This is a genomic window from Lyngbya sp. CCAP 1446/10 (assembly GCF_026130175.1).
Taxonomy (GTDB): domain Bacteria; phylum Cyanobacteriota; class Cyanobacteriia; order Cyanobacteriales; family Microcoleaceae; genus Microcoleus.
The window spans coordinates 1-19,110 of sequence record NZ_JAIGNI010000040.1 but is presented as its reverse complement, the minus strand read 5'-3'; the positions used below and the strand labels follow the sequence as shown (position 1 = coordinate 19,110).

At 44.7% G+C, this 19,110-nt stretch carries 10 protein-coding genes; 5 read left to right on the top strand and 5 right to left on the bottom strand.

The features are described from left to right. The first annotated feature begins 152 nt into the window (after positions 1-152). Positions 153-1,367 (top strand): FAD-dependent oxidoreductase, encoded by a 1,215-nt coding sequence (locus K4039_RS17340; protein WP_265236898.1) that lies wholly within the window; start codon positions 153-155, stop codon positions 1,365-1,367. Between the two features lie 125 nt (positions 1,368-1,492). On the opposite strand, the gene K4039_RS17335 is transcribed toward K4039_RS17340, so the two are convergent. Both K4039_RS17335 and surE read right to left on the bottom strand, forming a co-directional pair. Next, positions 1,493-2,365 carry a pentapeptide repeat-containing protein gene (locus K4039_RS17335; RefSeq protein WP_265236896.1) on the bottom strand — a complete coding sequence of 291 codons (873 nt, stop codon included), beginning with the start codon at positions 2,363-2,365 and terminating at the stop codon, positions 1,493-1,495. A 963-nt stretch (positions 2,366-3,328) separates the two neighbouring features. Next, complete coding sequence (gene surE / locus K4039_RS17330) at positions 3,329-4,006, bottom strand: 5'/3'-nucleotidase SurE (RefSeq protein WP_265236946.1); 678 nt, start codon at positions 4,004-4,006, stop codon at positions 3,329-3,331. Positions 4,007-4,703: 697 nt separating this feature from the next. On the opposite strand from surE, the gene K4039_RS17325 reads away from it, so the two are divergent. The 3 genes from K4039_RS17325 (at position 4,704) to K4039_RS17315 (ending at position 13,837) form a co-directional block, all read left to right on the top strand. Beyond that, positions 4,704-6,680 (top strand): carotenoid oxygenase family protein, encoded by a 1,977-nt coding sequence (locus K4039_RS17325; RefSeq protein ID WP_265236894.1) that lies wholly within the window; start codon positions 4,704-4,706, stop codon positions 6,678-6,680. 74 nt (positions 6,681-6,754) lie between these two features. Beyond that, on the top strand, positions 6,755-12,046 hold the full coding sequence (locus tag K4039_RS17320) for an AAA family ATPase (RefSeq protein WP_265236892.1): 5,292 nt from the start codon (positions 6,755-6,757) through the stop codon (positions 12,044-12,046). Between the two features lie 360 nt (positions 12,047-12,406). Further along, entirely contained in the window at positions 12,407-13,837 is a 1,431-nt protein-coding gene (locus tag K4039_RS17315) for a DUF3370 domain-containing protein (RefSeq protein WP_265236945.1), read from the top strand. Positions 13,838-14,163: 326 nt separating this feature from the next. Here the strand turns inward: K4039_RS17315 and K4039_RS17310 are convergent, their stop codons facing one another. From K4039_RS17310 to K4039_RS17300, 3 genes are all read right to left on the bottom strand, one after another. Next, positions 14,164-15,459: a dihydrolipoamide acetyltransferase family protein gene (locus K4039_RS17310; RefSeq protein WP_265236944.1), complete on the bottom strand. Its 1,296-nt coding sequence runs from the start codon at positions 15,457-15,459 to the stop codon at positions 14,164-14,166. Positions 15,460-15,638: 179 nt separating this feature from the next. Then, a complete protein-coding gene (locus K4039_RS17305) occupies positions 15,639-16,079 on the bottom strand; it encodes a YlqD family protein (protein WP_265236890.1) in 441 nt (146 codons plus the stop codon). 236 nt (positions 16,080-16,315) lie between these two features. Next, positions 16,316-18,253: a long-chain fatty acid--CoA ligase gene (locus K4039_RS17300; RefSeq protein ID WP_265236888.1), complete on the bottom strand. Its 1,938-nt coding sequence runs from the start codon at positions 18,251-18,253 to the stop codon at positions 16,316-16,318. A 283-nt stretch (positions 18,254-18,536) separates the two neighbouring features. On the opposite strand from K4039_RS17300, the gene K4039_RS17295 reads away from it, so the two are divergent. Beyond that, the coding region (locus K4039_RS17295) for a leucine-rich repeat domain-containing protein (protein ID WP_265236886.1) at positions 18,537-19,110 on the top strand (574 nt) is incomplete at its 3' end.

Below are 19,110 nucleotides of genomic sequence, written 5' to 3'. Positions count from 1 at the left end.
TTAAGGGGGATTTAGGGGGATCGAGACTCCGCTACAAACGAGAGATAAAAAGGTTTTTCTGGTTAAATTGACACCTCCGAGCGGTGCCGTTTCCTACCCGGAATACAAGCATTCAATTAATAGCGATCCAACCTATAAATTAGGAGTAAACTATGAAAATTGTAATTGTTGGGGGCGGAGCTAGCGGTATGGCGACAGCCTACTGGCTCGATAAACAGGGGCATCACGTCACTGTGTTGGAAAGAGAGCCGATTTTAGGCGGACACATTCGGACGCTCAACAAAAATGTTGAACCCAATCAATCTGAGTGCAATGAAATATTAGAAAATGGGGTGCTGGAATTTCCCACTGTGTTTTACAATTTCGTTGCTTTTATGCAGGAGTTAGGCGTTGAATTAGAACCTGTGCAGATTGGTTCAGCGCTGTTTTTTAAAGATGGCGAACACTTTTTGTCGCGAGTATCTATTGAAAAGAATTTCACCGGTATCCAACGCCTGAGTGAGTATTTGCGGCTCGATAGTCTCTACGCTCGTTCGGCTGGATTTATTTTAAAAATGCGGTTTGCTAAACAACACGATTTCTATGATATGCCGCTTTCTCAGAGTTTGAAAAGGTCGTGCGTCCGCAATGATTGGCTGAAGTTGCTGACGATGTACAGCTACTCGATACCGTTTGAATTGCTCGACAATTTTCCGGCAGAATTGGCGATGCCGATGCTACGCGCCTATGCCTCGGTTAGTTGGGTGAGGATTAAAGGCGGGGTGTATTCTTACATTGAAAAGATTCTGGGGCAATTTAAGGGTGATATACGGCTGAATGTGGAGATTGCCAATATTTTTAGAAGTGCTGATGCTGTAAAAATTGTGCTTTCAGATGGGGAGATTCAGGAGTTTGATAAGGTGGTTTTTGCGATGCCACCAGACCAAGTGATGAGGCTGTTGGCTGACCCGACGGATGCGGAAACGAAGCGGTTTTCGGCGTGGAAACCCAATTATGCCACGACGGTGCTACATTCGGATACTTCGATGTACGATCGCTATGGTATCCGCAAGTTATCAGAATTTGATTTTTTCGAGACGGAGAAGGGATGGGGCTATAATGCGAGCTTGAATCAGCTTTGCGGCATTTCGTCACCGCGAGATTATAGTTTAGCATTTCGACTTGATGAGGCGATCGCCAAAAACCAAATTATTCACATCCAAAAACATCACACGCCGCTGTATACTGTCGAGTCTTTTCGATACCGAGACGAAGTTATCGAGACTAACGGCGAGAACAACACTTATCATGCAGGAGCTTATTTGGGAGATGGTTTGCACGAAGGAGCGATTACCTCTGCTTTGCGAGTCGCGAAATTAATCGGGTAAGATCAATGGTGATGCTAAAAACTCTGGAAAATAGCGGTAAATTGCTTGTCTGTGCAGCACTCTCACAAAAGTAATGATGTCTGTATCAAAAGTTAAACCAATGCGAGAGTGATTTTTGCCGTTTACTAAACTGCGACAATATCCGCCACTGTTAGGTAGACACCATAGCTCACAGGTGCACCCTTTGTTGATCCGGCTAACACAGTACCCTCAAAGTTAGCTCCGATGAATGTTACGCCACTCAAGTCGGCTTCGCTCAAGTCGGCATAACACAGCCTAGCCCAATCGAGATTTGCCTGCACCAAAGAAACTCCCACCAGATTTGCCCTGGTTAAATCTGCTCCCATCAACTTGACACCACGCAACTGAGCACCGCTGAGATTGGCTGCTACCAAGTTCGAGCTTTCCAAATTGACCCCGTTCAGTTTGGATTCGCTGAGGTTGACGCCATTGAGATCCGTCCTGCTGAGGTCGATACCATTGATGTAAGCTTTCCTGAGATTGATGCCTGTTAGTTCAGTGGCAAAGAGCTTTGCACCGCTAAGTTTGGCCCCTCCGCAGTTAGCCCAGTTGAGGTTGGCTCCCGTGAGGTTCGCGCCCCGCAGGTTGGCGAATTGGAGGTTAGCCGTACATAAATTGGCGTTCCAGAGGATGGCGCTCCGCAGGTTACTACCGATGAGTTGGGCGCCGCTCAACTTTGCCCTGGGAAGTTTTGCTTTGACGAGGAAAGCTCCGCTGAGATTGGCTTTCGTGAGTTCTGCATCGGCTAATCTGACTTGGCCCATTTTGGCAAAACTCAGATTTGCCCTGCAAAGGTTTGCGCCGTTGAGTTCTGCTTTGGTGAGATGGGCTCGACTCAGATTAACTCCCGACAGGTTAGCCCTCGAAAGGTTTACTCCGTCCAAGATGGCTCCGCTGAGGTCGGCTCCGCTCAGCTCGGCCCCTGCAAAGTCTCTGTTGCCATTTTCGTAGTCTTTGAGTAGCTCGGTTACGTCCATAGCGGTTAGATTCCTAATAGCGAAAATTTATCTAGAAATTCTTAGCTCTTGATAAATATTTTATATCTAACGAAGCTGGCGCGATCGCACTTTGAACAAAGCTGAAAATTAACTTTATATTTTTCAATATACTTTGTTCTTTGTGCAACACTTCGGACAGTTTTTGACTGTCAACCGTAGAATAAGGGTTTCAGGGGGGAGCGGTACGAAGGCAACGCTTGCCGAGGCACACTATAGGCTTTCGGGTAAATCAAGAATTTCAGACTGGGACCTCAAAACAGTCCGGTTAAAAGTAATTTCACATATTTTACCGATGAGGAATTTATGGATATTCCTAGCGGTAGATGCTCTGTGTTCAAAACCTAGTTGATAATCTACCACAGATTATAAAAAACTAACAGCGAGTAAGATCGTGTCCGCTGAAAAAACAGCAGTAAAATAGGTTTGTAGTGAGGACTTTAGTCCTCAGCATTTTCAGAGGACTGAAGTCCGATGCTGCGAGCACATTTTCTTAAGGGTAATTGACCGGATACAATCTAAAATTCGTTTGAGGCAACCCGCTCTACTTGCGGTTAGGCAGATGTTTCAATCTATGTTATGCTGAGTGAAAATTGAGGAATCATCATGTCAAAAGAAAGAAAAAGCAACAAAGAAGTCAAAAAGCCCAAGAAACAACCTGACGGTGTGGCTAAGCCGAAGGATGACAACAAAAATTATGGCACAGACAACCGCAAGTAGATAGCGAAAGCCTTAGCAAATTAGGTTTCAGTTTCAATTCCTAATAACAGTTGAGGTTAATTGCGACTTAAGGCAGTTCGCCATGATGATTGTATAATTACGGTTCGCTACAAGTCATGACTTTTGGGCAAAAATAGCAATTGCGTTGCATCCTCAAAATTTAGTCCCTCGATTTTTACGCCTAGTTCCGCTTTTTTGCCCAAAAAATGTAGTTACCCAATCCCATCATAGCGATATCTCAGTCACAGCAATATTACCGCCAAAACAGACATCAACATCAGTTCCCGCCGCCCGATCGCGATTCCCATATTCTCCGACATAATAAAAATATTCTCCCTCCATTTTGTACTCAACCGGCAGCGGCTCAGTCGAAGGCTTGCAAAACACAATTTCCGGTTCCGCACTTCCCGGCGCTAAATGTGGCAAATTCACATTCCAGAAACACCCAGGCTTCGATTCCCGATTGAGCAAATCCGCCAACACCCGCGATGTCCAGCGAGTCGCGACATCCCAGTCTATTTCGAGCGGCCTTTTAATTCTATGGGAAATTGCGATGCCCGGAATACCGTGCATAGCTGCTTCCCGCACAGCCGCAACCGTACCGGAAATGTACACGTCAACCCCCAAATTGCCACCCGCGTTAATACCCGAAAGCACCAAATCCGGCTTCGCACAAACGTGATGAAGAGCGATTCGCACGCAATCGGCTGGTGTTCCCCCTACAGCATACTCAAATTCCGATCGCCGATCGACATGAATCGGACTGTGAGCCGTCACTTGATGCCCGCAGCCCGACAATTGCCCCTGCGGAGCCACCATAATTGTTTTGCCTTCTACAGCCTGCAAAAGTGCCTGAATCCCCGGAGCGTCGATGCCGTCGTCGTTGGTTAAAATTATCGTCATTAAAAATGTGTCGGTTTTATAGAACCGATTTGAGAGCGCAGAGGCTGGCAACTTTCTGGTAGCTCTAGCCCAAACTGGTTGTTGGTTGGTGGCGATCGTCAGTATGAGCATTGCCACACATTTATATCATGGCATTAATTGAACAGTTGCCCCAGAAATGTGGCGCGCCACATTTTAGCCCAGTCGCACCTTGATGTGTCAGTTAAAGCGACTTGTTACGCTTGCCCCAGTGCAGCATTCATGACATCAGTGTCGATACCAACATCTAATCACATAATTTTTTCCTCCGCTCTCCCCGATGCTTGGTGTTAAAAGTAGCCCATGATACTTAGTATCTAAAAGCTGAATGTTGAAACCGTCGATCGTGCTAAATTATTAGCTTACGTTATCACCATAAGTACGAGAGAGCCGATAATAAGTTAATGTCGATTCCAATTGCGCTTTGACGCAGGGGAGGGGAGAATAGATATCAAATCTGGCGTTGCTTATTTACGGTATGAAATAAATAATTGAAAAATCCAGAAGCTTTGTAGACGCTGGTTTTTATGAATTGCATATTTAGCCTTTCATACCGTAAATCAGCAACGCCCAAATCTTTATCCAAGATAGTATCTAAGTTACAGTCCTCATTTCCCATTCATAAATCAAATACTTATCTACACTGTTACCATTATTACATCTCACCCCGGAGAATCACATGAGTGAACCAACTCAGAGCAATACCAAAGCAAGCTGTCCCCCAGTTCCTCAGTCGATTATGACCGCAAGTCGGGAAGAACTCGACAATGTTGAACTGGAGATTTTTGAAGGCCACTTACCAGACGACTTACAGGGTCACATCTTTTTCGTTGGGCCAGTGGGTACCGTGGAATCAGGCGGTCTTCCCTTTAAAGACGGAGACTCATTCTTAAATGGCGACGGCATGGTTTACCGACTTGATTTCAATCAAAAAGGTAAAGTAACTGTGAAGACACAGATTGCCAAGCCGCTAGATTACTATTTTGACGAGGCAACTAAGGGTACCCAGTTGGGATTTCGCAATCATGGCATCTTAAGGTTTTCCTTACTTCTGGGCGCTCGCAACGAGTTAAATACAGCGTTTCTGCCGGTAAAATTCTCTCAAGACGAATCTGAGCGACTGCTAGTAACTTATGACGCGGGTCGTCCTTATGAAATTAATACACATACCCTTGAGGTGATTACTCCAGTTGGGTCAAATAAAGAGTGGCGCCCTGAAATTAATCTGCCCTATCTCTTTCCACCCATTTTTAGTACCGCACATCCTGCCTTTGATACCTACACCCACGAAATGTTTGCGGTCAATTACGGCAGATCGTTAGAAAATTTTATTGATACCATTCCTTCCCTTGAGGCAGTAGACAAACTTTTTCCAGAAGTCCGTCAACTTTGGGAACGATTTAAAGGTTTAGAAGATTTCGTCTATCTGATTCGTTGGGATGGCATAAATCCTTTAGAGCGATGGACGCTTGTCAACCCCGATGGTTCGCCAGTCAGCATCAAGCAAACTATTCATCAGATTGGAGTAACCAAAGATTATGTTGTTTTGATGGATACATCCTTTAGTACTGGAATCGAACAAATACTCAACAATCCTTTTCCAGACCACAAGGAGCGAGAAAGAATTCTCAGACAGTTGCTGGAAAGTCCGCCATCACCCGATTCAATCATCTATATTGTGAGCCGTAGTGACCTGGCAAAGGGACAACGCCCGGCCATGAATGAACCGGAAGTTAAAGTTGTCGTGCGGAAAGTGGTAGTTCCCCTCGAAGCTTCCCACTTTCTGGTGGACTATGACAATCCTGACGACAAAATTACGCTTCACATTTCTCATATTTGTGCTTGGGATGTTGCTGAATGGCTCCGCACGTATGACCTTTCTGCCTATCCACCCCACGATCCCGTGTCTTCTCCTTGGCCTGGGATGGAACTCAATCTGATGGATATTAGCCGCCTGGGACGCTATGTAATTGACGGCAAAAGCCAGGAGGAAGCACCCGTTGAATCAAAAGTTATTTCAGATCGAAGGTACACCTGGGGGCCATCGTTATACACCTATCTTGATAGACTCCCTTCGTCGGGTATGACTCCCGGAAAGTTAGATAATATTTACTGGAGTTCTTTTGGACTCTGGAAAAATCTGATGACCCAGTTCATGTGCGACCTCTTCAAAGACTATAAGTACCAGCAAGTGCCACAATCAAACCTGTTAAGCCTTGCTGAACAGGGTATACCACCTTGTTTGTTCCGACTGCAAACATGCTCGATGGAAATTGCCGATCAGTACCCGTTTCCTCCTGGCTATATGGTGAGTTCGCCACAGTTTATGCCGCGCCGTGGTAACCAAGGGAGTTCAACAGATGGTTATATTACTTGTAACGTTTTCACACCCGAAAGAAATGAAATCTGGATTTTCAAGGCAGATGCTTTAAGGCAGGGAGCAATATGCAAGCTTTACCATGAATCGCTCAACTTTGCATTTACATTACACACAGCTTGGTTACAACAAATAGGATCTCGTTTATCTGAATACAAAATCTCGCTGAAGGAAGATTACGAGGACTTAGCAAAGAACTTCCAATCTCCTCCAGAACTCGATAAAGAGATTCAGGATTTGTTTGCTAAAGAGTTGTACTCTCGCTTTGAAAGAGAGTAAAAATTTGATCCAGCCAGATTCTCCATGAATCTGGCTGGATATATAATAGTTTCTTAAAAGAAAAGGTAAAAATAATGATCGCCATTTCAGCCTACGAAATTAGAGAAAAGATTTACGACGGCATAAGAACCGTTGTTTATCGAGGTATAAGAAATCGAGATAGACAACCTGTTATTGTTAAAATCATAAAAGATGAACATCCTACCCTAGAACAAATCACAAATTTAAGGCAAGAGTTTATAATTACTCAAAATTTAGATTGTGAAGGGCTTGTCAAAACATACAGTTTAAACAACTATCAAAATAGTTATGCTCTGATATTAGAAGATTTTGGCGGTCAATCACTTGCTAATTTTATAGCGGCTAATAAACTGTCAATAACCGATTTTATAAGAGGCGCGATCGCTCTATCCGAAACTTTGAGCTATCTCCATCAAGTACCGATCATTCACAAAGACATTAAGCCCTCAAATATCATTATCAATCCAGCGACCGGAAAAGTAAAACTGACTGACTTTAGTATTTCATCGCGCTTGGAATTGAAAAACCAAAGCATTAGCAATCCCAACTTGCTAGAAGGGACTCTCGCTTATATGTCACCCGAACAAACGGGGAGGATGAATCGAGCCATTGACTATCGCACCGACTTCTATTCTTTGGGAGTGACTTTCTATGAAATGCTGACCAACCAGTTGCCATTTACTACCACCGATCCGATGGAGTTGGTTTACTGTCATATTGCCAAACAACCAGTCCCACCCAAAGAGGTAGCAGAAATTCCCCAAGCGGTTTCAGATATTGTGATAAAACTGTTAGCAAAAAATGCGGAAGACCGATATCAAAGTGCGGCGGGATTAAAATTTGACCTGGAAACTTGTTTGCAGCAATTGCAGACAACTGGAAAGATTGAAAACTTTCCCATCGGTCAACGCGATCGCGGCAACCAATTACTCATTCCCCAGAAGCTTTATGGCAGAGAAACCGAAGTCCAAACCCTTCTAGATGCCTTTGGGCGAGTCAGCCTTGGTGTCACCGAGATGATGTTAGTTTCCGGTTATTCCGGGATTGGTAAAACTTCAATTGTCAATGAAGTTCATAAACCAATTGTAGCAGCGAGGGGGTATTTTATTGCGGGTAAATTTGACCAATTTAAGCGCAATATTCCCTATGCAGCTTTAATCCAAGCATTTCAAGAATTAGTCCGTCAACTATTAACCGAAAGTTCCGAACAGATTGCTATTTGGAAAGAAAACTTATTAAAAGCGCTAGGTACGAACGGTCAAGTTATTATTGATGTTATCCCCGAAGTCGAACTAATTATCGGTAAACAGCTTGAAGTTCCTCAACTGGGTTCATCGGAATCCCAAAACAGATTTAATCGGGTATTTCAACAATTTATTCGCGTTTTTTGTCAACCAGAACACCCGCTAGTCATATTCCTAGACGATTTACAGTGGGCAGATTCGGCATCTCTCAAGTTAATCCAACTCTTAGTCACTGACCCAGATAACAAATATTTGTTAACGATTGGAGCTTATCGAGATAACGAAGTCAGTCCCGTGCATCCTTTAATTCAGACCATAGAAAAAATTCAAGAAACTGCAACGGTGGTGAATAATATCACCATTCAGGCCCTGGCTTTGGATAGCGTCAACCAATTAATCGCCGACACTCTCGATGCCAGCGTAAAGTCAGACAAAATTAAAGTTTTTTCTGAATTACTTTTTAATAAAACCCAAGGCAATCCATTTTTCTTGACACAGCTACTCAAAACCCTGTACTCGGAAAATCTGCTGGTTTATCAAGTAGATACAGACCGCTGGGAATGGAATATTCAACAAATCCAAGCCATTGGCATCGCAGATTTCAATATTGTTGAACTGGTTGCCAGAAATATTCGTAAACTCCCAGAAGCAACGCAGAAAGCATTAAAACTAGCGGCTTGTATCGGCAACCAATTTAACTTAGAAGTTTTATCAATTGTCAATGAAGAATCTAACTTAGCGACTGCTGCTCATTTGTGGGAGGCAATGCAAGCTGGTTTGATTCTGCCACTGTCGGAAAATTACAAAATTCCTCTAGTCTTTGCCCAGGAAGAGTTGGCATCTGTACGGGATATCAAAGTTGACTACAAATTTTTGCACGACAGAGTGCAGCAAGCAGCTTATTCTTTGATTCCAGAGTCAGAGAAAAAATCCACTCACCTGAAAATTGGTCAACTGCTGCTGAATAATACAACGCCTCAAGAGCGAAAAGAAAATATTTTTGCTCTAGTTAACCAACTGAATTTTGGCACAGATTTGCTAACTAATCAGTCACAAAAAGATGAGTTAGCTGAATTAAACCTGATCGCCGGACAGAAAGCAAAAGCAGCGACTGCGTATGAAGCTGCTGTTAATTATTTGAATGTAGGTATAGAACTCCTGAGTCAAGATAGCTGGGAAAGTAGATACGATCTGACATTTAATTTTTATCTGGAAGCGGCCGAAGCCGAATATCTCAATGCCAATTTAGAACGAGCTGGGCTCTTGTGCGATCGCGCTCTGCAAACCGCCAAAACTACCCTTGAAAAAGTTAAATTATACGATCTAAAAATTAGATTTGAAATTGCTAAAAACCAGATTAAATCTGCGTTAGATACCGGACTGCAAGTTCTAGAAATACTAGGAGTATCCCTAGCTGAATCAGCTCCGCAAAACTTAAATTTTGAAGAGTTAACTAACCTGCCAAGAATGACTGCTCCCTACAAGCTAGCGGCAATGCAAATTTTAATTCTTATATGGCCTCCTGCTTGTTTTGGATCGAGCGCAATGGCACTACCGATTCTATATACTATGATTGAACTCTCGATTCAGTATGGAAATTCGTTGCTTTCTACTTACGCTTATTCTATGTATGGTTCGCTCATATCTTGGCTAATACCAGATATAGATTCTGCCTATCAACTGAGTCAAATATCTTTGCAGTTATTGGAGCGGTCAAATGCAAAAGAGTTTTTATCTAAAGTATTCGTTAATATTTTTATCAGTATTCACCATCAAAAAAAGCCTTTGGCAACCACTATAGAACCCTTGCTTCAAGCAATTAATAACGGCTTAGAAGTCGGTGATATAGAATATGCTTGTCATGCTGCTGATTACTACTGCTCGCATCTATTTTTCAAGGGAGAGCATCTGGATTATGTGCAAGCGAAACAAAAACACTATAGCGATTTAACAGCTAATCTTTCCCAAGAACATCAGCTTTATCTCATCAAAATTATCGGTCAATTAGTGGCAAATTTAATGGGTCAAGCACACAATAAATTGCTATTAATTGGCGATTTATTAGATGAGAAAGAAACAATTGCATATCTTCAAAAAATTAATAATACAATTGCCTTGTTTAGAGTGTTTTTTGCTAAAACCATGCTTTGCTATTTATTTAAAGATTATGCAAGAGCTATAGATTATGGTGTTACAGGAGTCAATTATTCAACAATTATCCAAGCTAACTTTAGCTTTACCGAACATATTTTTTACTATTCTTTGGCTCTTTTAGCTCAGTATTTTCAGGAAACCGAGTCAAAGCAGCAACATTACTTAAAGCAAGTAGAAGAAAATCAGGAAAAAATGAAATATCGGGCTTCCCATTGCCCAATGAATTACCAACACAAGTATGACTTAGTAGAAGCAGAAAAAGCCCGCGTATTGGGGCAATCTCTCTCAGCAATGGAATATTACGACCGGGCGATTGATGGAGCCAAGGAAAATGGATATGTGCAGGATGAAGCCCTCGCCAATGAACTCGCAGCAGAATTTTATTTAACTTTAGGTCGTCAGAAAGTAGCGCGTACCTATTTAATTGACGCTTACTATGCTTATATTCGCTGGGGAGCAAAGGCAAAAGTTAAAGATTTAGAAGAGCGCCATGCTGAATTACTCGCACCTATCGTCGGTAGGAAAAAGAGCCTGACGAGTGGAAGAGACGAAATGATTGTTCAGACCAGAACCACTGTCACTTCTACCAGTTCAGGTGCTGCAAACGAGCTGGATTTATCAACAATTATCAAAGCCTCCCAAGCGCTTTCAGGGAAAGTTCATCTGGATGAATTGCTCTCGAATTTGATGCAAGTCTTGCTGGAAAACGCAGGAGCAGAAAAATTTTATTTCCTCATACCTGAACCAGCAGGTAAGTGGAAAATTGAAGCTCAATATACGGGTGAACGATGTCAATTAATCTCCAAGTCAGCGACTGAAAGTCAAGAGATTCCTATCTCGCTGGTTAATTATGTAGCACGCACGCAAGAAACTCTTGCGATCGATGATGCAACGAATAAAAGCAGGTTTGCATCTGACCCGTATATTATTCAGCAGCGACCTAAATCTATCTTGTGTAGCCCCCTGATTAACCAAGGTAAATTGGTAGGCATCTTATACCTAGAAAATAATTTAACAGCGGGGGCTTTTACGCGCGATCGCCTAGAAGTCCTCAACATAATTTCCGCCCAAGCTGCGATCTCCATTGAAAATGCCCGCCTCTATCAAACTTTAGAAGAAAAAGTGCAACAACGCACCGCCCAACTCGCCGAAGCAAACCAGGAAATTAGCGCCCTAAACTACAAACTTAAAGCCGAAAACATCCGCCTCAGTGCTGAGTTGGAAGTCACCAAACGACTGCAACAAATGATCTTGCCCAAACAATCAGAACTAGATCAAATTAAAGGATTAGAAATTGCTGGATATATGCAGCCTGCCGATGAAGTTGGTGGCGACTACTACGACGTGCTAACCCAAAATGATCAGGTAAAAATTAGCATCGGCGATGTTACGGGACATGGTTTAGAAAGTGGCGTATTAATGATTATGGCGCAAACCGCCGTCCGCACTCTCCAACAAATGAACGAAACCGATCCGGTGAAGTTTCTTGATGTGTTAAACCGCACCCTTTATGCCAATATCGAGCGCATTGAGTCGTCTAAAAATATGACCTTGGCTTTGTTAGATTATCAAGATAGTAACCTCACCATCAGCGGTCAACATGAAGAAATAATTGTAGTCCGTACTGATGGTAACATCGAACTGATCGATACAATGGAACTCGGCTTTCCTCTGGGATTAGAGGAAGATATTTCTGGTTTTGTTTCCCAAGTTCAAGTGCATCTTAATCCAGGGGATATAGTAGTGCTTTACACAGATGGAATTACCGAAGCTATAAATATAAATCGAGTGTATTACGGCATAGAAAGATTGTGCCAAGTGGCGAAAGAAAATCGCCACAAAACAGTTGAAGAAATTCGACAAGCAGTAATTGATGATGTGCGGCAACATATTGACAAGCAGAAAGTTTTTGACGACATTACGTTGGTAGTCCTAAAACAGAAATAACGCAAGTTGGTAATTGGTAATTGGTAATTAATCATATCAAGTCCGTTTGCACCGTCCTGGGTATAGTGGGGGTGTAGTCGATCGAGAGTGCGATCGCACAGTTATGGGCCAGTGCGTCTTGTCATCGGACCACATTTTTCCGTCGAAGAACTAATACCATTTTGCAAAATAAGTGCTACATAGAACTCCCCCTTATTAAGGGGGGGCTAGAACTTCATAAATTGGTCGATCGCCCTAATTACCGCAAACATTCAGCTAAAATCCCAAAATCCCCAAAAATAGCAACCTAGTTGTGGTAAAGTTTTGTGTCGATTGCTCTGTCAAGACAATCGGCAAGTTCAGTTAAACGCGATCGCAGCTATGTTTTTGTTACCAATTCTACCCTTAGCTCAAGCAATCCCCACAAGTCCCGCCCAAGAACTGATCATCCAGCCAGAAGTCCCGCTACCGGAAAACGAACGGGATGTGCCACCACCTGTGACAACCGCCCCGCTGAACACCGTAACGGTGCCCCAGCAAGTGCGCGTTTTGCCGGGAAAACTCGACAACATTCCCGTTTTCAACAGCAACAGCCCGGAAGTTGTGCAAACCGAAGGCATTTTGCTCTCCACATTTCCCCAAGAAGGCAAACAAGTACCTTCTGCACACTTAAACTTTCCCTTCAAAGGTCGATTTGATATCTTCGCTCACCACATCGCCAAAGCTAAAAATCGCCGGGAAACTCGCACCTTATTTCAAGGAATAATTGTCTACAATCCCAACTCGGAACCTGTTACTTTAAAAGTATTGCAAGGAGCTACCTATTTAACTCGCCCGGATGCGTTGTTTGTCGATTTGCCCTCGTATTTAGAAAATCGATTCGGCACGGTGTTTGCGGGGCCTGGAAGCCGGATTACGAGCGATGTGCTGCGGGGGTACAGACAAAGCATTTTGCCGGCGGAGATCGAGATTCCGGCCATGCAGAGCCGAATGCTGATGAATTTGCCGATACCTGTGGGGAATGTTACGCCTGCTTCCAACGGGCGATCGACTTTGATGCGAATGTCGAGCAGCAATTCGGTTTATGTAGCTAGTTTAGCAATGTTTGCTCCTCAAACTAAAAATGGAGTCGAACAACATCCGACTTTAGAACAGTGGGAAAATATTTTAAATACCAAAGGTTTAGCGGGGCCGAGAGATTTAGCACCTACTCCGCCAGACGAAAATCCGCTGCAAAAAATTTACGGGCGCGTGGCGGGAGTAGCTGAAGGTTCTGAGTGGAAAGCTAAAATTACTGACAATTCGAGAACCGATTATTTAACGATTCCTAAGCGCGGCGAGTCATTTTCCTATGCTTTTAGCACTACTGATACGGGTACTTTTGGCACTGGCCAAGTTCAAAGCGCTAAAATGTTAGCTCGCTATCCCGATACTTCTTATTTTGCTCACGGGAATTACGGGATTCAATACAACTTAACTTTTCCGCTTTATAACAAATCTCGCGAGTCTCAATCGGTGAGTATTAGAATGCAAACACCGATTAAATCAAATACAAAATCGGGTGGATTGATGTTTTACGATCCGCCGGAAAATCGGATATTTTTCCGAGGTACGCTGCGGGTGATGTTTAATGATGATACGGGGAAAACTTTGACGCGCTACATTCACATCGTGCAGCGCCGGGGACAGCAGGGGGAACCTTTGGTGAATGTGAATATGAAGCCGGGGGAACGCCGTTTGGTGCAGGTGGATTTCTTGTATCCGCCGGATGCGACGCCGCCGCAAGTCTTGACTGTGCGATCGAGTAATTAGTCAGTTGACTGTTGACTGTTGACTGTTGACTGTTGACTGTTGACTGTTGACTGTTGACTGTTGACTGTTGTTAGTGGTCATTAGTTATCAGTCATTGGTTATTAGTTGCGATCTCAAATCCGCTGATATCGGAATGATATTCGAGTGCTGTCCCCGTTCGCGATCGCAATGATACCAAGAAGTAGGGTGCGGAGCGAATAATCAGATTTTTGCTCTTTTACTCACAATCTCACAACTGACGCACCCTACCGCTAAAATCCTCACTAATAACTAATAACTAATGACTAATGACTAATGACTACTGACTAATGACTACTGACTACTGATTAAAGCGTCAAAGATTGAGGATTTGTCTCAATCAATTTGGCTAAATCTTGCAAGAAAGATGCAGCGTCAGCACCGTAAATAATCCGGTGATCGCAGGTAATATTTACTTGCATTTGGCGCTTCACTCCCATCAAACCATCTTGGTTGGCTACCACTTGCGGCCGCGAAGAGCCGATCGCCAAAATCGAGCCTTGATTCGGGGGCAAAATCGCGTCAAACTTATCTACTCCAAACATTCCCAAATTGGAAAGAGTAAAAGTTCCCGTGCTGTATTCGTCAGGTTTTAGCTGTTTGGCGCGGGCGCGATCGACTAAATCCTTCCAACTACGGGAGAGCGAATATATGTCGAGGCGATCGGCATTTTGCAACACCGGCGTAATCAAACCGCCGCCATCCATCGCCACCGCTACCGCCACATTAATATCAGCCCGGTGTTGAATTCCCGACTCCACATAACAAGCATTCAGCAGAGGATGTTTTTGTAAAGTTACTGCTACTGCTTTTGCCAGCATAGCCGTCATCGTGACGCCTTTCGACTTAATTTGTTTGTAGAGTTTGTCGAGATTGTCAGTAGTAATTGTATAGCCGACGCGGAAACAGGGCACGCTCAAACTTGCTTCCATATTGCGCACTACCGCATTTTGCAGCGCGTTCATCGGTACTCTGTTACCGGAAAGCGCCACTGCTGGGACTGGTGCGGGTGCGGGTTTCGCTGCTGCGGGTTTCGCTGCTGCGGGTGCTGCGGCTGCGGGTGTTGCGGGGACTGTGACTGGTTGCTGAACCGGAGCGGGTTGGGCTTTACCTGCTGCTGCTTCCACATCTTCTGCAACAATGCGACCGTTGGGGCCGCTGCCTTTGATCGAATTCAAATCTACTTTAAATTCTTTGGCTAACTTGCGAGCACGGGGAGAAACAATGCTGCGGCCGTTTTGGCGGCTGACGTTTTGCTGCAAACCTGCTGATGCGGTAGCTGCGACAGGGGCTGGGGCTGCTGGGGCTGCGGCTGCGGCTGCTGGCGCGCCGGCTCCTTGTTTCTGAGCTTCTGCAATTTCGGCTTCTGTTTCTGCTACCAGGGCGATCGCAGCTCCCACTGGAGCAACTTCGCCGGCTTGTACAATAATTATTGCTAGATAGCCTTCGTAGAAAGACTCGACATCCATGTCGGCTTTGTCGGATTCAACCACGACTACGGTTTCGCCCTTTTCTACTTTGTCGCCAGCGGATTTGACCCAGGAAACAATTTTGCCCTCTGTCATGGTAGAGCTCAGGGCTGGCATGAAAACTTCGCGAATCATCTCTAAAAAGTCCTTGTGAGTTGGTAATTGGCGATCGGTATTTGGCGATTGATAATTGGCGATCGGCGATCGGCAATAGTTATTATTATGCCAGCCTCTAGTCCGAAGATGTGGGGCCATCAACTCAAAATTACCTACCAATTACCAATTACCAATTACCAATTACCAATTTCTAAGTTCTAAATATCACCTCGAATTTCTTCGACAATGCCATCGCGGAGCAGAACTTCTACTTGCATTTTTTGAATCAAGTTTTCTCCCAGCCCAACGGTGAACGTGCCGTCAATTTGACCTTGACTCACTTCTTGTTCGAGGTCTAGCACCTGCACTTGCTGAAGCTGTTGCAGGTTTTGATTTTTCTGTTCTAGCAGTTCACTCTTTCTTTGATTTACCTGCACTTGAATGTTTTCTATTTGCTGCATTACTTGCGGGCCGGGGGGTTGCAGGTTTTGCTTTTGGATTTCTGAAACCATCCGCTGCCCTTGCATTTCTAGCTGTTGTAGCTGAGAATCTATTTGATTGATTTGTGCTTGTAGTTGCTGTTGAGCTTCTTCTTTCCAGCGGGGAGTAACGACGACTTTAACGTTAATCGATCGCTTCAAGAGTAATTGTGCTTCCATAAATTTGTTGCTTGTCAATTGGGAATTAGGAATTAGTCGTTAGTCATTAATCATTAGTCATTAGTCATTAGTTGATAAACATTAGTTGATAAACATTTCCTCATGACTGAGGACTAATGACTCAGGACTAATGACTCAGGACTGAGGATTAAGGACTGAGGACTGAGGACTGGGACTCGCGACTCGGGTGTTGGGATAATTTTTGCTTTTCCATTCCCCAAGTCCTGCGAATATTTTCAAAACATCCCGTCAATCATATCGCGGTAGTGTTCAGTCAGAACCGGGCGCTTAATTTTCAGGGTCTGGGTCAACATTCCATTTTCCATCGAAAACGGCTCCTGAATCAACCGGAACGGGCCAATGCGATCGTCCGCGCGGTATCCGGGGCGATTTTTCACCTCCCGGTTCAACTCTTGGCGGAATAAGTCTTGAATTGTCTTGCTATTCCAGTCAATTTCCTGTATTGGCGGACTCTGAGTTTCGCCCCATTTGAGTAGGGCTTCTGAATTGGGGACAATTAAGGCGCCGATCGATTTTTGGTCTTGGCCTACTACGATAATTTGGTCGATGTAGGGGCTGCGGAGGCAGGCATCTTCGATCGGCTGCGGTTCGATGTTTTCGCCGTTGCTGAGGACGATCGTATCTTTGGCCCGCCCAGTCAAAACTAAGTCGTTTCCCGGTGTCAGCCAGCCTAAATCGCCAGTGTCAAACCAGCCGTCGGAGTCGATCGCCTTAGCAGTAGCTTCGGGATTAAGATAATATCCTGCCATGATTTGCGGCCCGCGACCCAATACTAAACCGCGCTGGCCTGTGGGCAGTTGCTGTCTGGTTTCGGGATCTACTATTTTAATCTCGGTATGGGCGATCGGCTGTCCCGCCGAACCTTTAAGATTGTGCCAAGGGCGGCGGACAGTCAAAACTGGGGATGTTTCAGTTAAACCATACCCGACTAACAAACCGATATTTGCGATTTCAAAGAAATTGTCTAAATGCGCGGCCAAAGAACCGCCGCCGCTAATTGCCCACTTAAAACGTCCTCCCGTAGCTTCCCGAACTTTTTGGTAAACCAGTTTTTCGGCGATCGCGTGGAGGGGCGACAACAGAATGCTTTTGGTGCGGGCGATTAGTTTTTCGGAAGCAGAAGCAGGTTTTAAATTGAGAGTTAATCCTTGAAAAATGCGGCGGGCTTCTATGTATTGTTGGCTGGTAGACAACAGGAAATTCACCAATTTTTGTTTGTTGGGCGGCTGTTCCCGAAATTGCTTTTGTACTGCCTCGTAAATCGATTCCCAGATGCGCGGAACGCTGACCATATACTGGGGTTTGCAAGTTTTAAAGTCTTGTTTGAAATAGCGAATACTGGTGTAAATTTGCGTGCATCCTTGGGAAAGCAGGAAGTATTCGACTGTGCGTTCGTAGGCGTGCCAACTGGGGAGGATGCTGAGGGCAGATTCGCCGGCTTCGGGCTGGAGAATTGTGCCCAAGGTGGTGAGTTGGTGCAGTAGGTTGCTGTGGGTCAGCATCACGCCTTTGGGTTTGCCAGTGGTGCCGCTGGTGTAGAGGAGGGTGGCCAGGGTTTGAGGCTTGTGGTTGGTGGGTTTGAGGGGGCGGTTTGCCCCTCTGGCCATGACTTCGGAAAATTTGACTGTGTTGAGGGTTTGGTTGGTTTCCGGTTCTTCGTCGGAGAGGAGGACGACGAGTTGGACTGGTAAGTCGAGGAGGCGGTGTTGGAGTTTTTTGAGTAATGCCTGGTTTTCGACTACTAAGGCGGTACTGCCGCTGTCTTGGATGATGTAGAGGAGTTCTTCGGAGTCGGCGGTGGCGCCTCGAACGACGTTGGCGGCCCCGGCGGTCATGATGCCTTGGTCGGCTATCAGCCAGCGGGGGCTGTTGTCGGCGAAGAGGGCGACGCGGGGAGGGATTGCTTCTTCGAGGTTGGATTCGATGCCGAGGGCTTGCAAGCCGCGGGCGAATTGCTGGATTTGTTGGTAGAGGTCGGTGTAGGTGAGTTTGATTTCTGGCTGGGTGTGGGGGTCGTGGAGGGCGACGGTTTGGGGAAATCGCTGTTTGGCGATCGCCCAAATTTCAGGTATCGATCGAATGGAACTATAGTCGATCGTGCGGCTGAGGTTGGCGCGTTCAATGTCACTCATTTGATAGGATGTGTTGTTCATAAGGATTGTTGCGATTTGTGTGAGATTAAAGAGTTGTTTTTGAATCTATTATTAATTTATATCTGAAGGGGCGCGATCGAACTGGGACAGTTTGCATACCTGTCTGTACCTTATAGGGGCTATTTTTTGTTAGTTGTTGTTATCTTTTCATCGATCGGGCTGAGGCAGAAACCGGGTTTTGTGCAAAAATCTTCTATCGCCACCTTTAATATCGATAAAAACCCGGTTTCTTTGGTATTGATGCACAATTATCCATTTAGCAAACAAAGTTACACAGAAATATATGAATTTACGAAAGTTGATAGTAGTTGCTTTGAGCGCGATCGTAGCATTATCTGGAAATGCGCTTTACTCCGAAGTTGCGAGGGCGCAACCGGGAAACAATAGGCGAACATTTGCCGATTGGTGTCGCCAAAAAGCTGATTTGAGTCCTGAAACTAAACATACTGTTGAAGTGTTGTTGGAGGAAGCAGGGACTAATGATTGCGATGCGGGCGATCGGAAACTTTCTAGTCTCACGGAACTCGACCTCAGCGAAAAGCAAATCAGCGACATCAAACCGCTAGCATCCTTGACTAACCTGACGAAGCTCTTCCTCATCAACAATCAAATCAGCGACATCAAACCGCTAGCATCCTTGACTAACCTGACGAAGCTCTGGCTCGAAGAAAATCAAATCAGCGACATCAAACCGCTAGCATCCTTGACTAACCTGACGAAGCTCTGGCTCGAAGAAAATCAAATCAGCGACATCAAACCACTAGCATCCTTGACTAACCTGACGGAGCTCTTCCTCATCAACAATCAAATCAGCGACATCAAACCACTAGCATCCTTGACTAACCTGACGGAGCTTG